Source organism: Guggenheimella bovis (genome assembly GCF_054492335.1).
Genome location: NZ_JBQWTF010000001.1, coordinates 891451 through 906543, shown reverse-complemented (window position 1 = coordinate 906543; position 15093 = coordinate 891451). Strand labels below are relative to the sequence as shown.

Genomic DNA, 15093 nt, shown 5'->3' with positions numbered 1-15093 from the left:
AGATGAAAGAAAAATTATTAGATATACAGAATCTCTCCGTTGAGTATCGAACGGATGATGGCATTTATAAGGTGTTAAATGACGTTTGTTTAGAAGTGATGGAAGGAGAAACATTAGGGCTTGTTGGCGAAACAGGGGCAGGAAAGACAACGACAGCCCTTTCAGTAATGAAATTATTACCGAAAAAAACCGGTTTCGTGACAGGTGGCGAAATTCATTTTTCAAATGAAGGTAATCTTCTTGAAGTTAGTGAAGAAAAAATGAAGGCTATCCGAGGTCATCAGATATCTATGATTTTCCAGGATCCTATGACAAGTCTCAATCCAATCATTCGCATAGGAGATCAAATAAAAGAGTCTTTTAAAGTACATAGAAAAGATCTATCAGAAGATCAAATAAACAATAAAGTAGATGAAATGCTCCAGCTGGTCGGAATTTCTCCGACTAGAAAACATGAATATCCTCATCAATTCTCCGGTGGAATGAAGCAAAGAGTCGTTATTGCAATGGCACTTAGTTTAGAACCTAAATTATTGATAGCCGATGAGCCTACTACAGCATTGGATGTCACCATTCAAGCTCAGGTGCTCCAAATGATGAATGATTTAAAGGAAAAATTAGGAACCTCGATGATTCTCATCACGCACGATTTAGGAGTTGTATCTCAGACATGCGAGAAAGTAGCAGTGATGTATGCAGGACATATTATTGAATACGGAACTGCTGAGGAGATTTTCTTGTCAACGGTACATCATCCGTATACAGATGGTCTCTTTGGCTCCATTCCAGATATTTCCTCTGAAACCGAAAGGTTATCACCTATTTTTGGTCTAATGCCTGAACCAACTGATTTACCTGATGGTTGTGTTTTCCATCCCCGTTGTCCAAAATGCATGGAGATTTGTAAGTCAGTCGAACCACAGACATTTTTATTAGGAGGATTACACCAAATTAAATGTCACTTGTACAAGGAGGCTGCTCATGAGTAATCCATTATTGGAAATCAAAGGACTTAAAAAATACTTTTCAACCCCTAAAGGAATGCTTCATGCGGTTGATAATATAACACTTCAAATTCCACGCGGGCAGACTCTTGGAGTAGTAGGTGAATCAGGTTGCGGAAAAACGACGTTGGGTAGGACTATACTCCGACTAGTTGAACCTACCGCTGGTGAGATCCTGTTTGAAGGTAAAAACATTATTGAATGCAATAAGTTAGAAATGAAGAAATTAAGAAGAGAGATGCAAATTATTTTTCAGGATCCATACTCTTCATTAAATCCTCGTTTGAGTGTCTCTCAAATTATAAAAGAGCCTCTTATTGTCAATAAACTGTTTTCTAAAAAATCAGAGTTAGAGCAAAGAGTAAAAGAACTCATGGATGTTGTTGGACTATCTCAGCGATTAATTAACTCTTATCCTCATGAAATGGATGGGGGACGAAGACAAAGAGTGGGCATCGCAAGAGCTTTAGCCACGAATCCAAAGTTTATTGTTTGTGATGAACCAGTGTCTGCGCTGGATGTCTCTATTCAAGCTCAGATTATTAATCTTTTAATGGATTTACAAGAACAGCAACATATTTCCTACCTTTTTATTACGCATGATTTGAGTGTAGTGAAACATATTTCTGATGTTATTGCAGTAATGTATTTAGGTCAGTGTGTTGAACTGGCTCCGAAAAAAGAATTGTTTCAAAACCCGAAACATCCATATACGAAAGCTCTCTTAAAGTCTATCCCGGTAATTGATATTTCAAAACGAGGAGAAAAATTTGAGCTGATTAAAGGAGAGGTCAGTTCACCTATTGAACCAGTAGAATATTGTCGCTTCTTCCATCGATGTAAATATGCCAAAGATATTTGTAAAGAGTATCCTGTGGAGCTCAAACAGATATCAGAGGGGCACTTGTCAGCTTGTTGTAGAAATTACTTGGAAGGGGAATCTTTTGATGAATAGTAAGAGAATCGAAAACTATGCAGATTTAATTTTGCGAAGAGGTGTTGGTTTACTAAAAGGTGACACACTTGTGGTTGAAGAAACATCAGTCTCGGCAATCGAATTTTTAAGGATATTGACCAAAAGGGCCTATGAGTTGGGGGCTAGGGATGTAATTATACATTTCTCCGATCAAGAGTTAACTCGCTTAAGGCTTCAAAATGCAAGCTTAGATACTCTAAAAAACATGGATCAATGGTGGGTTGATTCTAGAGTCACTTATGGAAAACCGAACTCCTGCTTTTTGCGACTTAATAACGATGATCCAAGCGGGCTATCAATGGTTCAGAAAGACCGCTTAGATGCTTGGAATAAAGCTAAAACAGAACCCCTTAAAGATTTGAATTTCATGAAGAAAGACAATTTATTTAAATGGAGTGCATCGGTTATACCTGGAGCGGAATGGGCGCAAAGAGTATATCCAGACGATAGCTCGGAAGTTGCTCAAGAAAAACTTTGGGAAAACATATTGGATGCTTGCTATGTCACAGAGGAAAGCTCAACAAAAGGCTGGGATAAGCATATCCAAGAAATGCTTGAAAATGTGCATAAACTCAACCAATTAAAGATTAAATCTCTACACTTTACAAATTCACTGGGAACTGATTTACATTTGGATTTATGCGAAGATGCAGTGTTTGCTGGAGGCATTTGTCATTCACCTGAACCCGACGGAGATTTATTTGCTCCCAATATTCCGACGGAAGAAATTCTATCAACTCCTCATAGAAATAGCGCTAATGGTGTTGTATACAGCTCAATGCCGTTTGTATATTCTGGAAATGTAATTGAGAATATGCGCCTGGAATTCAAAGATGGCGTTGTGATAGATTACTCAGCCGAGAAGGGGCAGGACGTATTGAGAACTCTTTTAGAAACGGATGAAGGGAGTCGTCGACTAGGTGAAGTAGCGTTAGTACCATCTGATTCTCCAATTCATAAGATGGGTGTTCTTTTTTTCAATACCTTACTAGATGAAAATGCAGCCTGTCACTTAGCATTAGGAGCTGGATACACAGACGTTATTCGAGGGAATGATAGGAGTTTTGACGCACTCTATGCAAAAGGTTTAAACTCCTCCAGTGTCCATGTCGATTTTATGTTTGGAACGGATGATCTAAATTGTGACGCCGTCTTACAAACCGGAGAAACCGTTCGGATTTTTAAAGATGGAAAGTTTTCCTTAGAAAGGAAATAGTATGAAGCATCGATTTATTGCATCTAAGTACTGGAAAAGTGCTCAAAACGCCATGAGTAATTCAGATGTCATGGCGAAAATGTTTCATGATGTCATCGATCTAAGTCTGGGCGATCCAGATCTTATCACTGATGAGCGTATCATTGAAGCTGCTTTTGAGGATGCAAAGAGAGGGCATACAAAATATACGGACTTTAGGGGTGATCCTGAGTTGCGTGCGGAAATCTGTAAATTCTATAAAGAGCGTTTTGGCGTTCAAATTGAAGATCAGGATGTTATGGTAACAGCTAGTGCATGTCTAGGCATGTATTTGGCGTTAGAAGCTATTACTAATCCCTATGATGAGATCATCATGCATGCTCCTTATTTTACGCCCTATCCCGGTCAGGTACGTTTAACAGGTGGAACACCAATTATTTTGGATACATTTGAAAAAGATCGTTTTGAGATTGATCCTAATCGTTTGGAAGCCCTCATCACTGAAAACACGAAAGCACTTATTGTTAATAGCCCCAATAATCCCACTGGCTGTACTTTGAGTGAAGACACGATGTTCGAGATTGCGGAGATCGTTAAAAAGCATGATTTATTACTGATTGCTGATGAGATTTACGGGCTATATTCTTTTAATAAACCCTTTCATAGTTTTATCGAGATAGAAGGTATGAAAGAACGGACAATCATTATTAATAGTTTCTCCAAGGATTTTACGATGACCGGTTGGAGAGTAGGTAATATCATTGCTCCCGAATTTTTAATTGAAGTGATTCAAGAGATCAATGAAAATGTTGTTTTCACAGCTCCTTCAATTTCTCAGAGAGCCGCCTTATTTGCGTTAAGAAACCGAGATGCCATTCAGCCATACTACAAAGAGGAATATGAAAAGAGGGTTCGTTATGTAGCAAAGCGAATCGCGGGAATTCCTAACATGAGTGTATTAGAGCCTGAAGGGACCTTCTATATTTTTGTAAATATCAAACAAACTGGGTTAAGTTCCGCGGAGGTTTCCAATCGTATACTAAAGGAAGCGCACGTATTGACACTACCTGGAAATGCATTTGGAGAATGCGGAGAAGGCTACTTAAGGCTTGCTTGCACTCAAAATATTGACGTTCTGAAAGAAGCTTTAGACAGAATTTCCAGAATGGATTTGTTCCAATAAGATGTAAAGCCAAACCTTTTTAGGTTTGGCTTTTAAATTTAGAATTCGAATTGGTATCGCATTTTTTTTAGTATAGCACTGATTTTATCAGAGCAGGATTTGACTTCATTAACCATGGAGTCTAGGCCTTTCATCATAATTCGAGCTTTTGGCCCAGTGATTCCAACGGATGCTAAGATGGTTTGATCGTACGATTCCAGAGGAACCGACACACAAAACAACCCATACTCATACTCCTCATCATCAAATGAAATCTTCTGCTCTAAGATCTTCTCTTTTTCAGGAAGAAAGTCTTGTAACGTCGTGATGGTGTTAACTGTTCTTGGAATGCATGTATTCGTCTCAAAATAGTTTTCCATTGTTTTTTCATCAAGCAGTGAAAGAAATATTTTTCCGCTTGCTGAGCAATTTAGTGGTGAAAAAGGAATCAGTTTTGATGTCAACGCTGTTGAGTCGCCTTCTGCAGATACTAAGCTAATAGAAACGCCATGGTAGTAAACACTTAAACAGGCACTTTCGCCTGTTACTTCAGCCAGTTTTTTTACATACTCTTCAGAAATAGTAGTTAAATTTCGTTGAGATTTAGTCGTTTCACCGTAATAAATAAACTTATTCCCTAACGAATACTTTTCAGTCAAGCTGTTCTTAGAGATAAAATCATGGTTTTCTAAAGAGAGTAGAATTCTATGAAGCGTTGCTTTAGGGATATGTAGCGCGTTTTGAATATCGGTAAAAGTGGCCTCAGAACAAAATAAAAAATCTATGACTGAAAGAGTTTTTTCAGTGGCATTGGTATTGTATTTTTTGATTTCACTATCTGTTTTCATGCTTCCTCGTTTAATTCTTGTTATTGATATTATAACATTTTTTTCACGCCAATGATCTTTATCATTATCAGATTTAAGTTTCACACAGGTTCTGATACGCATTCATATATCGATAGAAATAGAAATGGCGAAGATTTGCAAGAAACCAGCATGTAACTATTCTGTGAGTCTTAGGAAAAGCTCTGTAACAGGAATTTAAGAACATAATCGTTAGAAAGTAGTCGATTGTTTCGCTTTGGAACAGGTGATATATTTATGGTGAAAAATTTCAATACGCTTTTGGAGGAACCATGCAGCTTATTTTGTATGATCCCAAAGGTGAATTCTTTCAGCCTCTGTCATCGCTTCTTTGTAATCACCTGATACTCGTAACGGACGAAACGACACTCACGAAAGAACTAAAAGACACGCATCCAGATCTACTCTTCTTTCCTGTACTTGAAGATCTCTTACCTCTTTTCAAAAAGCTTCTTAAGAAGTACAAAACCCTTCATAGGAACGTTATTTTAATCGAGAAAGACAAATCCTTTCTTCGACATTTTCTTTGCTATGCACCGCTTGACCTCGTGCATATTCCCTTTGATGCAGAAAAACTTAGATTTCTTGAAAGTAACATCGACTCCAAAGATCACTTGATCGAATTGAAGCTCGGAAGGCACTCGGTCGAGGTAGACATTTCCGACATTCTCTACTTAGAGAAAGAGGGACGTCGTGTGAAGGTCACGACCTTTCGAGAGTGTCATCAGTTTTACTCTACGATGAAGGACCTCGAAAAGAAGCTTCAAAGCCGTTTTATTCGGATTCATCAATCCTTTCTAGTAAATGGAAGGGCAATTCAAGCATGGAACAAAGAGCAGGTGAAAATATTAGGAACAGCACTCCCCGTTAGTCGGAGTGGACATAAAGCACTGGAGCAATTTTTTCATGGATAAAAAAACGACCTCTACTCTTCCGTAGAGGTCGCTTTTTTACCTTCGTGATAAGAAAATTCATTGTTCATGAGGCTTTCAATCGCTGCATTGATCGCCTGATAACCGATCGTAAGATCCTTTTCTTTTTTTAAGTGACGAGCCTCTTGAGCGATGACCTCAGAGAGAACGTACTTATTTCCCGTCTTATCCATTAATTCATCGATTGTAAAATGATTCATATTATACCTCAGGCTCATTATAACGCACTATCCTTGAAATAACAAGGGAAAGCCTAGTTTAACTCCTTCTTTAAGTTACGTATGACAAAGAGATAGAAGCAGAGGAGTCCAATCGTTCCCTTTAAGACGGTAGAGCCACTGATGGACCACCAGATGCCACTTAAGCCTAAGACTGTCTCCTTAAGAAAGAGGGCAGAAGGGATGCGAAGTAGCTGTAGGCTAATTCCTATGATCGAGGGAAACTTCGTAAGTCCTACGCCGTTAAAAGCTCCATTTGTCGAGATCTCAAGGGCCTGAAAGAACTGGCTGATGCCGAGGATCGTAAGGTATACGACACCCATCTCGATGACGTGATCTTCACGGATGAAGATACTGAAGAGCTCTCGAGGAAGTAGGATTAAAAGAAGTGAAGCACAAAGGCCGATTAGAGCGACGATCACCGTTCCTACCTTAAATCCATCGATTGCACGGTCGTACTTCTTGGCTCCGTAGTTTTGTCCGACAAAAGCGCTGAGTGCTGCTCCAAAGCCATTTGAAGTCATCCAGCTGACCGATTCAATCTGCGCTCCTAAACGCTGAACACTGATGGCTTCCTTTCCAAAGCTCGATACGAGTCTTCCGATGTACATGGCGATGAGTGTAAAGGTAAGACTTTGTAGGGCTGCAGGTGCACCTAAAGAAAGGACCTTTTTATAAGGTTCTGTTCCTAGGCGCTGAAAGCGAATAAACTTTAAGTATCCTGAGGATCTCGCCTTTACGATTAAAAGCGTTAGTACGCTTATAAACTGAGCACTTACAGTCGCAAGTGCTGCTCCACGAATGCCAAAGCCCAGTCTGTTTACTAGAAAGAAGTTAAGAACGATCTTTGTAATGAGACCGAGGATTGAAGCATAGAAGGGAGCGCGCGAGTTTCCTCCGGCATTAAAGATACCTGTTAAGGCATTTAATGTAATCGTAAGAGGGACACTCCAGATAACGACCGATAGGTATTCATGTGTCTTTAAGACGACCGAAAGGTCTGAAATCTGAAAGAAACCGATGAGCGGATCTCTAAAGAGAAACACAAAGAACGCATAGATACTAGAAAGGAATATCGCTAAGCGGATAGCACTTTGACTAAAAGCTCTCGCTTTCTCTTCATCACCTGCTCCTATGCTCTGACTCGTTAAGACCTCTCCACCCGTTCGTGTGAGCATGCCGATAGCAAAGCTCAGCATCAGGTAGAAACCACCCGTACCTACGGCTGCCACGGAATCGGCACTGATATGACCTACCGTATACATATCGTAGAGGTTATAAGCCATAGCAATGAAAGCACTTCCCATGATGGGAAGTGCTAGTTTAAATAGCTTCTGTTGAATCGATCCTTCAGTGAGGTTTGTTTTTCTATTCATCGATTAAAGTGTATCGAGAGCCTGTTTGAGGTCAGCGATGATATCTTCTACATCTTCAAGACCTACAGACAGACGGACCATACCTGGTGTAATGAAAGCACGAGCTTGCTCTTCTTCACTGTAAGGAGAGTGTGTCATGCTTGAGGGGTGTTGGATGAGCGTTTCACAGTCGCCGAGACTGACTGCGAGCGTGCAGAGCTTGACGTTATTCATAAGCTTAATTCCAGCTTCTTTTCCACCCTTTAATTCAAAGACGAGCATCGCTCCCGGTAAACGCATTTGCTTTTTCGCAAGCTCATATTGGGGGAAGCTCTTTAGACCTGGGTAGATGACGTGGTCAATGGCTGGATGTGTCTCTAGGTACTCTGCTACTTTTTGTGCATTTTCGCAGTGTCTTTCCATGCGAAGAGGGAGTGTCTTCATTCCGCGGTTAATGAGGAAGGAATCGAAGGGGCTTTGAACAGCACCTGTCATATCCTTAAGACCTACGAAACGTACTTCGTTAATGATCTCTTGGCTTGAAACGACAAAGCCTGCGATGACGTCTCCGTGACCATTTAAGTACTTCGTTGCAGAGTGAACGACGACATCAGCACCTAATTCTAACGGACGCTGTAAGTAAGGTGTCATGTATGTATTGTCTACGACGACCTTGCAGTTTTCGTTTTCGTGTGCAATCTTACAAACGGCTTCAATATCCGTTAGGAACATGTTGGGGTTTGCAGGTGTCTCGAGGTAGACGACACGCGTATTTTCTCGCATTGCTTTTCTTACGTTTTCAGGGTCTCTCGTATCGACAAACGTAACCTCTACACCAAAGCGTGAAAGACCGTGCTCTAAAAAGGCAAACGTACAGCCGTAGAGCGTCGTCTGAGCGATGACGTGATCGCCTGCTTTTAGAAGTGCCCAAAGTGCACTCGTAATCGCACCAATACCTGAAGAAAGAGCGACTGCACTTTCTGCTCCTTCAAGTGCTGCGATCTTTTCTTCGATTACGGTCGTCGTTGGATTTCCAAGACGTGTGTAGATGTAGCCTTCTTCCTCTAGAGCAAAACGTCTTCCCCCTTGCTCTGCTGTATCAAAGACAAAGGTAGAGGTCTGATAGATCGGAGTAGCAAAGGCTCCAAATTCATTTTTTCTGCTTCCAGCATGGATAGCTTTGGAATTGAACTTCAATTCGCTTTCGTTATTCATGGAAACTCCTTTCAATGTTACTCGTTCTATTTTAGTCGAATGAATAAAAAAAATCATCTCGTTTTTGTTATAATAGTACTATGCAATTTATTGGTGTTTTTGATTCTGGCTTGGGTGGAATCACGGTCCTATCAGACCTCAAACGAGAACTTCCCCAAGAAAACTATATCTTTATCGGTGATAGTAAGCACGCTCCTTACGGAGAAAAGAGCAAAGAAGAGATTACAGAGCGCTGTCGAGCGATCACAGAAGACCTCGTAGGAAGGGGCGCTAAGGCTATCCTCATCGCTTGTAATACAGCGACGAGTGCGTGCGTAGAAGAACTGAGACGAGAGTATTCTATTCCCATCGTAGGAATGGAGCCGGCACTAAAGCCAGCTGTATTAAAAGGAGAAAGTCCGATCCTCGTTCTAGCTACCGATTATACGATAAAAAATGATAAATTTATGCGCCTAAAAGACCGCGTCGTTCATGGTGAAAAGGTCTACAGCGTAAGTGCTCCAAGACTCGTTCGCTTTGTAGAGAGCGGTTCCTTAGATTCCAAGGAACTCGACCTCTATCTCGATGAGATCTTAGAGGGACTCGACGACACGAAGAGCGTCGTCCTAGGTTGCACGCACTTTTTATACTTAAAAGAAGCCATTCAAAAGCACTTCAAGCATCCGATTACTTTCTTTGATGGAAATCATGGTACGATAGAGAGGCTAAAGTCCTTACTGGAACCACAAGAATTAGGTAGTGGAGAACTACTCATTGAAAATACCTTAAGTGAAGAAATGGTGGAGCGATCAAAATGGTTAATGGAAACGTACCGACAAATGAATACGAGCTCGACTGGGAACAGATAACACTCATTATCGATGAATCGTTTTCTGACCCCAAGGAGCGCGAGATGCTCTACTGCCATTTTCTTTTAAAGGGAGAGATCCCAAGAACCGTAAAGGAACTTGCAAAGCGTTTTGGACTCAAAAGAAAAGAGTACATCGAAACCATTGTAAAACTTGAAAAACGCCTCTACCGTAGGTTAAAGGCGGAAGACATCGATGGGCTCTTAGAAAGCGCCTTCTTCTATGATCGTTCGGTAGGAGCTGTCGTTGTAGATGAAGAGGAAGTACTTCTATTAAAGCACCTTCAAGGTCATTGGTCGTTTCCTAAGGGACACCCTGAAAACGACGAGAGCGACATGGAAACGGCAGAGCGAGAGATTAAAGAGGAGACGAACTTAAGTGTCCGCTTTATCGCTGGATTTAAAGAAGAAACGCACTACATGATCGATCCCAGAACGAAAAAGACCGTCTCTTATTACTTGGCGAGACCGACTTCAAAGTCACTCAAAGCTCAGCCAGAAGAGATTGAAGAGATTCGCTGGTTTTCGTTTAACGAGGCACTTCAGACTATTACTTTTGAAGAAGACCGAGTCCTTCTTCAAAAGGTCATCGATTTTTTAAAGGAGAACAGAGAATGAACAAGGCTGTCGTCTTGGGAAACAATTACTATATTGGTCTAAGCATCACGAGATGCTTAGGAAAAATGGGTGTCCATGTCGTAAACATGGACTACAAAAGTAGAGATAACTACGGTTGGAACAGCCGCTACGTAAAAGAAACGAGAATTGTTCCGCATTACCGCGAGGAGACCGAGGCATTCGTACAGGCACTAATAGACTTTGCAAAAGAGCAAGAGGAACCACCCGTTCTCTTTCCAGGAGCCGATCCCTATGTAGAGGTCATTGAAGCCAATCGAGATAAGCTCGACCCTTATTATCTCTTTCCGAAAAATGAAATAGGACTCGTGCCGGCTCTTATGAATAAGGACGAGCTTAAAAAGTGTGCCGAATTTGCAGAGGTTTTAATTCCCGAAACCCTTCACACGACGGGCGATTATCTCGAGCGCGTAGAGGAAGAAATCGGTTTTCCTTGTCTTGTAAAGCCAACCGATTCCCCGCTCTTCGTAAAGACCTTTAGAAAGAAACTCTTCCAGGTTGAAAACTTAGAGGAACTCAAGGCTCGCGTAAAAGAAGCGAACGACAAGGGTCTTGAAGTTATCATTCAGCGCATTATTCCAGGCTTTGACGATCACATGGTGACGTTCGATGCCTATGTAAATAACGAAGGAAAAGTCACTCACTGGCTCACGTGTCAGAAGCTCAGACAGTATCCCATTCACTTTGGAGCGAGCGTCTTTACGAGACAGACGTATATTGAAGAACTTCCTCCGATCGGTATCAAGTTCTTTGAAAAAGTCGGCTTTAAAGGCTATGCCGAAATCGAATTCAAGTACGATGAGACGAGAAACGCCTTCTACTTAATTGAAGTCAACGTCCGAACGACTTCTCTAAATTGCCTCGTCGAAAAAGCCGGACTCAACATGCCCTACATCCTCTACCGCGACATGATCGGTGATCCCGTGGAACCGAAAAACATCACGGAAGAAACGGAGCTCACTTTCCGCTACTGGTTTGAAGACCGCTTAGCGATTAAAGAATACATTAAAGCAGGCGACTTAACCGAGGAAGAGGTGAAGGAGAGCCTCAAGCGAAAGATCGTTCCCGCTGTATGGGATAAGGACGACCCAATGCCTGGCTTTAGTTATGCATTACACTTACTTCGAAGAGCCTTTAAAAAGGTCTTTCGTAAGCTAGGAGGTAGCCATGCGTAGGACGATCGTCGGCATTTTAGGTGGCATGGGTCCAGAAGCTGGAGCACAGCTCTTCTTAAAGATCACAAAGAAGACACCTATCGAAACGGAACAAGATCACTTTCACATTCTCTTAGACTCCAATCCTCAAGTTCCTGACAGAACACGCGCCATCTTATTTCACGAGACATCGCCAGTCGATACTATCGCTGAAATGGCCAACAGACTCTATGAGGCTGGTGCCAGAGTCGGCGTCATTCCTTGTATGACGAGTCACTATTTCTTAGAGGAAGTAGAAAAGCGCACACCCCTAACCTTTATTCATGCTTATAAGGAGCTGAACCGCTACCTCAAGGAGCACTATCCTACGATCAAAAAGGTTGGTGTCATGTGTACGGACGGTTCGAGACAAGCAGGTCTCTTTGAAAAATTCTTAGAAGCTGAGGTTCTCTATCCAGAACCCGATAAACAGCGCATTGTGATGGATGGTATCTACGGACCAGAAGGCGTCAAGCAAGGTTTTACGACAGGAAAGCCCGTCGACCAATTTGAATACGTCGCCGCTGGCCTCATCGAACGTGGGGCAGAAGTGATCGTAGCAGGTTGTACGGAGATCGGCTTTGTCATGAAGGGCAAGGTCCTAGGAATCGATATCGTCGATAGCCTAGATGTATTAGCAGAAGCAGTTGTACGCTGTGAATAACAAAAGGACGGTTTCATTCTAAACCGTCCTTTTTAATTCTTCCAAAATGCCCTCTCTCGAGTGCTTTGATGCAACATAGTGATTCTCTTTTACGTACTTTGAAACTTCTTTCGCTGTGATCTCTCCGATGGAGATGGTAACGACTCCTTCAGGTACTGTATTCTTTTCGAAAAATCCTCTAGCTCCGAGTGCACTTCCAAAGACGATGGCGTCGTAAGAAGCATGAAGCTCTTCACTCTGAGGTTTACTTTCGTAGATTTTTAAATCGTCGAACTCGAAGGGAAGATCCCTTGTAAGTTCTTTACTTCCTGCTTCCGAGCGAAGAAAGAGAACGCGCTCCTTTGAGTCGACTGCTTCTACAAGCACTTCTCTTAGTCCTATCGCAGAGTAGGTATTCGCGGTGAGATCGGAATGGATGCCAAAGGAGCGAAGGGTTCTTTCAGTCCCAGAACCGATACAAGAAAAACGAAGGCGAGAGAGGGATCTTAGATCCACTTCTCTTTGTCGTAGCTCTTTAAAGAAGAGGTTGACTCCAACGGAACTTGTAAAGACAACCCAGTCATAAGCTGATAGATCCTCTGGAACGCTGTCTTTTATAGGAACTAACTGAAGCGATTCATGCTTCAGAATGTCATAATGGTCTTCAAGTGTTTCAGCGAGCTCCTTCATAAAGCTCTTCGTTCCTGTAATGACGACTCGAGGTCTTGGAGTTTTAAGATGCATCTTAGAAACTTCTCCAACGACGATAATTCCAGGCGTCGTCGCACCCTTTTCGATCGCTAGGTCACTGATGGTTTCGAGCGTCCCGTCGATTCTTGAAGCGCCCTTTCGAAAGCCCTCACAGAGAATAGCGACAGGCGTCTTTGGATCCTTTCCAAAGTGCATGAGTTTTTCTGAAATCTCGCGTATCTTTTTAATTCCCATGAGAAAGACGAGCGTGCCCTTAAGCTTTGCAAGCGCTTCATAATTCTCGCTTTCATCGGTGGCACTCGTTCCTGTTACGACCGTAAAAGACTGTGCCATCGAACGGTGGGTCACAGGTATCCCAAAGCTTTCAGGGACACTGATGCTAGAGCTCACCCCTGGAATGAGACGGTAGGGAATACCTTCTTCTTCAAGGGCCAAGCACTCTTCGCCACCTCTTCCGTAGACGAAGCTATCGCCACCTTTTAGTCGAACGACGAGTCGATTCTCCTTGGCCTTTTCGACGAGAATCGCATTGATCTCATCTTGTGTCTTACTGTGATGTCCAGACCTCTTACCGACGTCGATGCATTCACACGTTTCACTTACGAGTTCTAGTAGTAAGGGATCGATGAGGTTATCATAGATGAGTACCTCTGCACGCTTAATGGCTTCGAGACCTTTGAGCGTGAGTAACCCTACTTCGCTTCCAGCTCCGACGAGCGTCACAGGTTTTAAAGAAGTGCTTCTAGAAGCTTCTCGCATAAGGCTATCCTTTCTTCAAATGTCCCTTCCATTCGTTCTTCTCGATCTCCTAAGAGTGCGTGGAGGGTTAGTAAGGGTCCTTCGATCTCAGCATGAACGCCTACTGCCATCGAGCAGTCGGCTTCGAGCCTTTCAAAGACTTTTCGTTCAATCTCAAAGCGGTTCCAGGTTTGAAGGTCATTTTTCTCCTTCAAAAGTTCTAGAACCTCTCGATCATTTTTTCTCGCTTCGATGGCGATGATTCCCTGATTCGGTGCAGGAATACATTCTTCGACATCGAGCACTCGAACAAAGAATTCACGTAGATCGATATCGAGGCGGTCGAGACCAGCTTTGGCTAATACGATTCCTTCAAAGTCACCATCTCTTAGCTTTTGAAGTCTCGTTTCAATATTTCCTCTTAAAGACTCAAAAGCGACCTCAGGAAAGAGCTTCTTTAATGAAGCTCTTCTTCTCGGCGAATCGGTAGCAATGGAGCGAGGCATCTCTACTTTAGAAATGAGTACATCTCGTGCGTCCCAAGCTGGAGCGACTGCACCGATCGTAAGCGTCGAATGGAGGGCATAAGGTAGGTCTTTTGCCGAATGGACGGCGATGTCAGCCTTTCCACTTAAGAGTGCTTCTTCAATCTCTCGAACAAAGAGCCCATTTCCTCCAATGTGCCTGAGAGAACTCGTCTGATCCTTGTCACCTTTGGTGTGAACGATCAAGAGCTCGCTTTCTACACCGAGGATGTCCTGTACAATATGCGCTTGTTTTAATGCGAGCTTGGAACCTCGCGTGGCGATGATGATCTTTTTCATAGGAATTCCTCAATGAGTTCTTCAAGCGATGCCCCCTCTAATCGTCTTTTTAGGGACTTCTCAAAGATACTTCTTCGTTGGACTTCTGACGTGACCGCTGCTTTTACCTTTTCACGAAAGGCCTTTAAGATGGAAAGGTCTTCTTCCACGTGTTCTGGAAGGACTTCTTCTATGCGCTCTCTTAAAAGCTTTGCATAGAGAGGAGAAGAACCATTGGTAGAGATACTTACAAGGAGGTCTCCTCTATGAATGATACTTGGGATAATAAATGTTCCAAAGTCAGGATCACTCGTCACATCGACGGGGATTCCCCGTTCTTTACATAGAGAAGCGATCTTTCGATCGGTTTCCTTTTTTCCTGTTGCACAGACAACAATGTCGACTCCCTCCAAGTCCTTTGGTTCAAAAGACCTATGGATAACAAACGGCTCATCGAGTTCCGTTTCGGAAGCGATGAGCACGATGTTCTCCGTAAAGGATCGAAGTGTCTGTAGTTTTTTTTGCGCAGTCTTGCCCCCACCTAAGATGAGAAAATGCAAGTTGTCTATATGTACATAAAAGGGAAAGACCATGAATTC

16 protein-coding genes are annotated in these 15093 nt (G+C 42.4%); 9 read left to right on the top strand and 7 right to left on the bottom strand.

The window, feature by feature from the left end; all coding sequences use genetic code 11:
* Window positions 1-2 precede the first annotated feature (2 nt).
* The 4 genes from ACUB3H_RS04440 to ACUB3H_RS04425 are packed head-to-tail and all read left to right on the top strand — an operon-like array spanning window position 3 to window position 4358.
* A complete protein-coding gene (locus ACUB3H_RS04440) occupies window positions 3-989 on the top strand; it encodes an ABC transporter ATP-binding protein (protein WP_459129455.1) in 987 nt (328 codons plus the stop codon).
* Complete coding sequence (locus ACUB3H_RS04435) at window positions 982-1959, top strand: ABC transporter ATP-binding protein (RefSeq protein WP_459129454.1); 978 nt, start codon at window positions 982-984, stop codon at window positions 1957-1959. The genes ACUB3H_RS04440 and ACUB3H_RS04435 overlap by 8 nt, the downstream gene beginning before the upstream one ends.
* Window positions 1952-3196 carry an aminopeptidase gene (locus ACUB3H_RS04430; protein ID WP_459129453.1) on the top strand — a complete coding sequence of 415 codons (1245 nt, stop codon included), beginning with the start codon at window positions 1952-1954 and terminating at the stop codon, window positions 3194-3196. The genes ACUB3H_RS04435 and ACUB3H_RS04430 overlap by 8 nt, the downstream gene beginning before the upstream one ends.
* A gap of 1 nt (window position 3197) precedes the next feature.
* The gene (locus tag ACUB3H_RS04425; protein ID WP_459129452.1) at window positions 3198-4358 is read left to right on the top strand and encodes a pyridoxal phosphate-dependent aminotransferase; all 1161 of its coding nucleotides are present in this window, start codon (window positions 3198-3200) and stop codon (window positions 4356-4358) included.
* Window positions 4359-4396: 38 nt separating this feature from the next.
* Here ACUB3H_RS04425 and ACUB3H_RS04420 read toward each other — a convergent pair whose 3' ends face one another.
* Window positions 4397-5185: an IclR family transcriptional regulator gene (locus ACUB3H_RS04420; protein WP_459129451.1), complete on the bottom strand. Its 789-nt coding sequence runs from the start codon at window positions 5183-5185 to the stop codon at window positions 4397-4399.
* Between the two features lie 290 nt (window positions 5186-5475).
* On the opposite strand from ACUB3H_RS04420, the gene ACUB3H_RS04415 reads away from it, so the two are divergent.
* Window positions 5476-6117: a LytR/AlgR family response regulator transcription factor gene (locus ACUB3H_RS04415; protein ID WP_459129450.1), complete on the top strand. Its 642-nt coding sequence runs from the start codon at window positions 5476-5478 to the stop codon at window positions 6115-6117.
* An 11-nt stretch (window positions 6118-6128) separates the two neighbouring features.
* Here the strand turns inward: ACUB3H_RS04415 and ACUB3H_RS04410 are convergent, their stop codons facing one another.
* From ACUB3H_RS04410 to megL, 3 genes are read right to left on the bottom strand one after another with little or no spacing between them, the layout of a single operon-like run.
* Window positions 6129-6335, bottom strand: coding sequence for a DNA-directed RNA polymerase subunit omega (locus ACUB3H_RS04410; RefSeq protein WP_459129449.1), 207 nt, complete (start codon window positions 6333-6335; stop codon window positions 6129-6131).
* Window positions 6336-6388: 53 nt separating this feature from the next.
* Window positions 6389-7729, bottom strand: coding sequence for an MATE family efflux transporter (locus ACUB3H_RS04405; RefSeq protein ID WP_459129448.1), 1341 nt, complete (start codon window positions 7727-7729; stop codon window positions 6389-6391).
* Between the two features lie 3 nt (window positions 7730-7732).
* Window positions 7733-8923, bottom strand: a complete 1191-nt coding sequence (megL, locus tag ACUB3H_RS04400) for a methionine gamma-lyase (RefSeq protein WP_459129447.1) — start codon at window positions 8921-8923, stop codon at window positions 7733-7735.
* A gap of 80 nt (window positions 8924-9003) precedes the next feature.
* Here megL and murI point away from each other — a divergent pair, with 80 nt between their 5' ends.
* Genes murI through cuyB form a run of 4 tightly spaced genes read left to right on the top strand, consistent with a single transcriptional unit; the run spans window position 9004 to window position 12263 of the window.
* Window positions 9004-9771 (top strand): glutamate racemase, encoded by a 768-nt coding sequence (murI, locus tag ACUB3H_RS04395; protein WP_459129446.1) that lies wholly within the window; start codon window positions 9004-9006, stop codon window positions 9769-9771.
* Window positions 9717-10388, top strand: a complete 672-nt coding sequence (locus tag ACUB3H_RS04390) for a bis(5'-nucleosyl)-tetraphosphatase (protein ID WP_459129445.1) — start codon at window positions 9717-9719, stop codon at window positions 10386-10388. The genes murI and ACUB3H_RS04390 overlap by 55 nt, the downstream gene beginning before the upstream one ends.
* Complete coding sequence (locus ACUB3H_RS04385; protein ID WP_459129444.1) at window positions 10385-11581, top strand: carboxylate--amine ligase; 1197 nt, start codon at window positions 10385-10387, stop codon at window positions 11579-11581. Before ACUB3H_RS04390 ends, ACUB3H_RS04385 begins: the two co-directional genes overlap by 4 nt.
* Window positions 11574-12263 carry a cysteate racemase gene (gene cuyB, locus ACUB3H_RS04380; protein ID WP_459129443.1) on the top strand — a complete coding sequence of 230 codons (690 nt, stop codon included), beginning with the start codon at window positions 11574-11576 and terminating at the stop codon, window positions 12261-12263. Before ACUB3H_RS04385 ends, cuyB begins: the two co-directional genes overlap by 8 nt.
* Before the next feature lie 18 nt (window positions 12264-12281).
* Here the strand turns inward: cuyB and cobA are convergent, their stop codons facing one another.
* From cobA to ACUB3H_RS04365, 3 genes are read right to left on the bottom strand one after another with little or no spacing between them, the layout of a single operon-like run.
* Window positions 12282-13712 (bottom strand): uroporphyrinogen-III C-methyltransferase, encoded by a 1431-nt coding sequence (cobA, locus tag ACUB3H_RS04375; protein WP_459129442.1) that lies wholly within the window; start codon window positions 13710-13712, stop codon window positions 12282-12284.
* Window positions 13682-14515 carry a hydroxymethylbilane synthase gene (gene hemC, locus ACUB3H_RS04370; protein WP_459129441.1) on the bottom strand — a complete coding sequence of 278 codons (834 nt, stop codon included), beginning with the start codon at window positions 14513-14515 and terminating at the stop codon, window positions 13682-13684. The genes cobA and hemC overlap by 31 nt, the downstream gene beginning before the upstream one ends.
* The gene (locus ACUB3H_RS04365; protein WP_459129440.1) at window positions 14512-15087 is read right to left on the bottom strand and encodes a precorrin-2 dehydrogenase/sirohydrochlorin ferrochelatase family protein; all 576 of its coding nucleotides are present in this window, start codon (window positions 15085-15087) and stop codon (window positions 14512-14514) included. The genes hemC and ACUB3H_RS04365 overlap by 4 nt, the downstream gene beginning before the upstream one ends.
* Between the last annotated feature and the right edge of the window lie 6 nt (window positions 15088-15093).

What these genes read in the sequence shown, in the direction of transcription:
- ACUB3H_RS04440 (WP_459129455.1), top strand. Translation starts at nt 3, where the DNA reads ATGAAAGAAAAATTATTAGATATACAGAATCTCTCCGTTGAGTATCGA.
- ACUB3H_RS04435 (WP_459129454.1), top strand. Translation starts at nt 982, where the DNA reads ATGAGTAATCCATTATTGGAAATCAAAGGACTTAAAAAATACTTTTCA.
- ACUB3H_RS04430 (WP_459129453.1), top strand. Translation starts at nt 1,952, where the DNA reads ATGAATAGTAAGAGAATCGAAAACTATGCAGATTTAATTTTGCGAAGA.
- ACUB3H_RS04425 (WP_459129452.1), top strand. Translation starts at nt 3,198, where the DNA reads ATGAAGCATCGATTTATTGCATCTAAGTACTGGAAAAGTGCTCAAAAC.
- ACUB3H_RS04420 (WP_459129451.1), bottom strand. Translation starts at nt 5,185, where the DNA reads ATGAAAACAGATAGTGAAATCAAAAAATACAATACCAATGCCACTGAA.
- ACUB3H_RS04415 (WP_459129450.1), top strand. Translation starts at nt 5,476, where the DNA reads ATGCAGCTTATTTTGTATGATCCCAAAGGTGAATTCTTTCAGCCTCTG.
- ACUB3H_RS04410 (WP_459129449.1), bottom strand. Translation starts at nt 6,335, where the DNA reads ATGAATCATTTTACAATCGATGAATTAATGGATAAGACGGGAAATAAG.
- ACUB3H_RS04405 (WP_459129448.1), bottom strand. Translation starts at nt 7,729, where the DNA reads ATGAATAGAAAAACAAACCTCACTGAAGGATCGATTCAACAGAAGCTA.
- megL (WP_459129447.1), bottom strand. Translation starts at nt 8,923, where the DNA reads ATGAATAACGAAAGCGAATTGAAGTTCAATTCCAAAGCTATCCATGCT.
- murI (WP_459129446.1), top strand. Translation starts at nt 9,004, where the DNA reads ATGCAATTTATTGGTGTTTTTGATTCTGGCTTGGGTGGAATCACGGTC.
- ACUB3H_RS04390 (WP_459129445.1), top strand. Translation starts at nt 9,717, where the DNA reads ATGGTTAATGGAAACGTACCGACAAATGAATACGAGCTCGACTGGGAA.
- ACUB3H_RS04385 (WP_459129444.1), top strand. Translation starts at nt 10,385, where the DNA reads ATGAACAAGGCTGTCGTCTTGGGAAACAATTACTATATTGGTCTAAGC.
- cuyB (WP_459129443.1), top strand. Translation starts at nt 11,574, where the DNA reads ATGCGTAGGACGATCGTCGGCATTTTAGGTGGCATGGGTCCAGAAGCT.
- cobA (WP_459129442.1), bottom strand. Translation starts at nt 13,712, where the DNA reads ATGCGAGAAGCTTCTAGAAGCACTTCTTTAAAACCTGTGACGCTCGTC.
- hemC (WP_459129441.1), bottom strand. Translation starts at nt 14,515, where the DNA reads ATGAAAAAGATCATCATCGCCACGCGAGGTTCCAAGCTCGCATTAAAA.
- ACUB3H_RS04365 (WP_459129440.1), bottom strand. Translation starts at nt 15,087, where the DNA reads ATGGTCTTTCCCTTTTATGTACATATAGACAACTTGCATTTTCTCATC.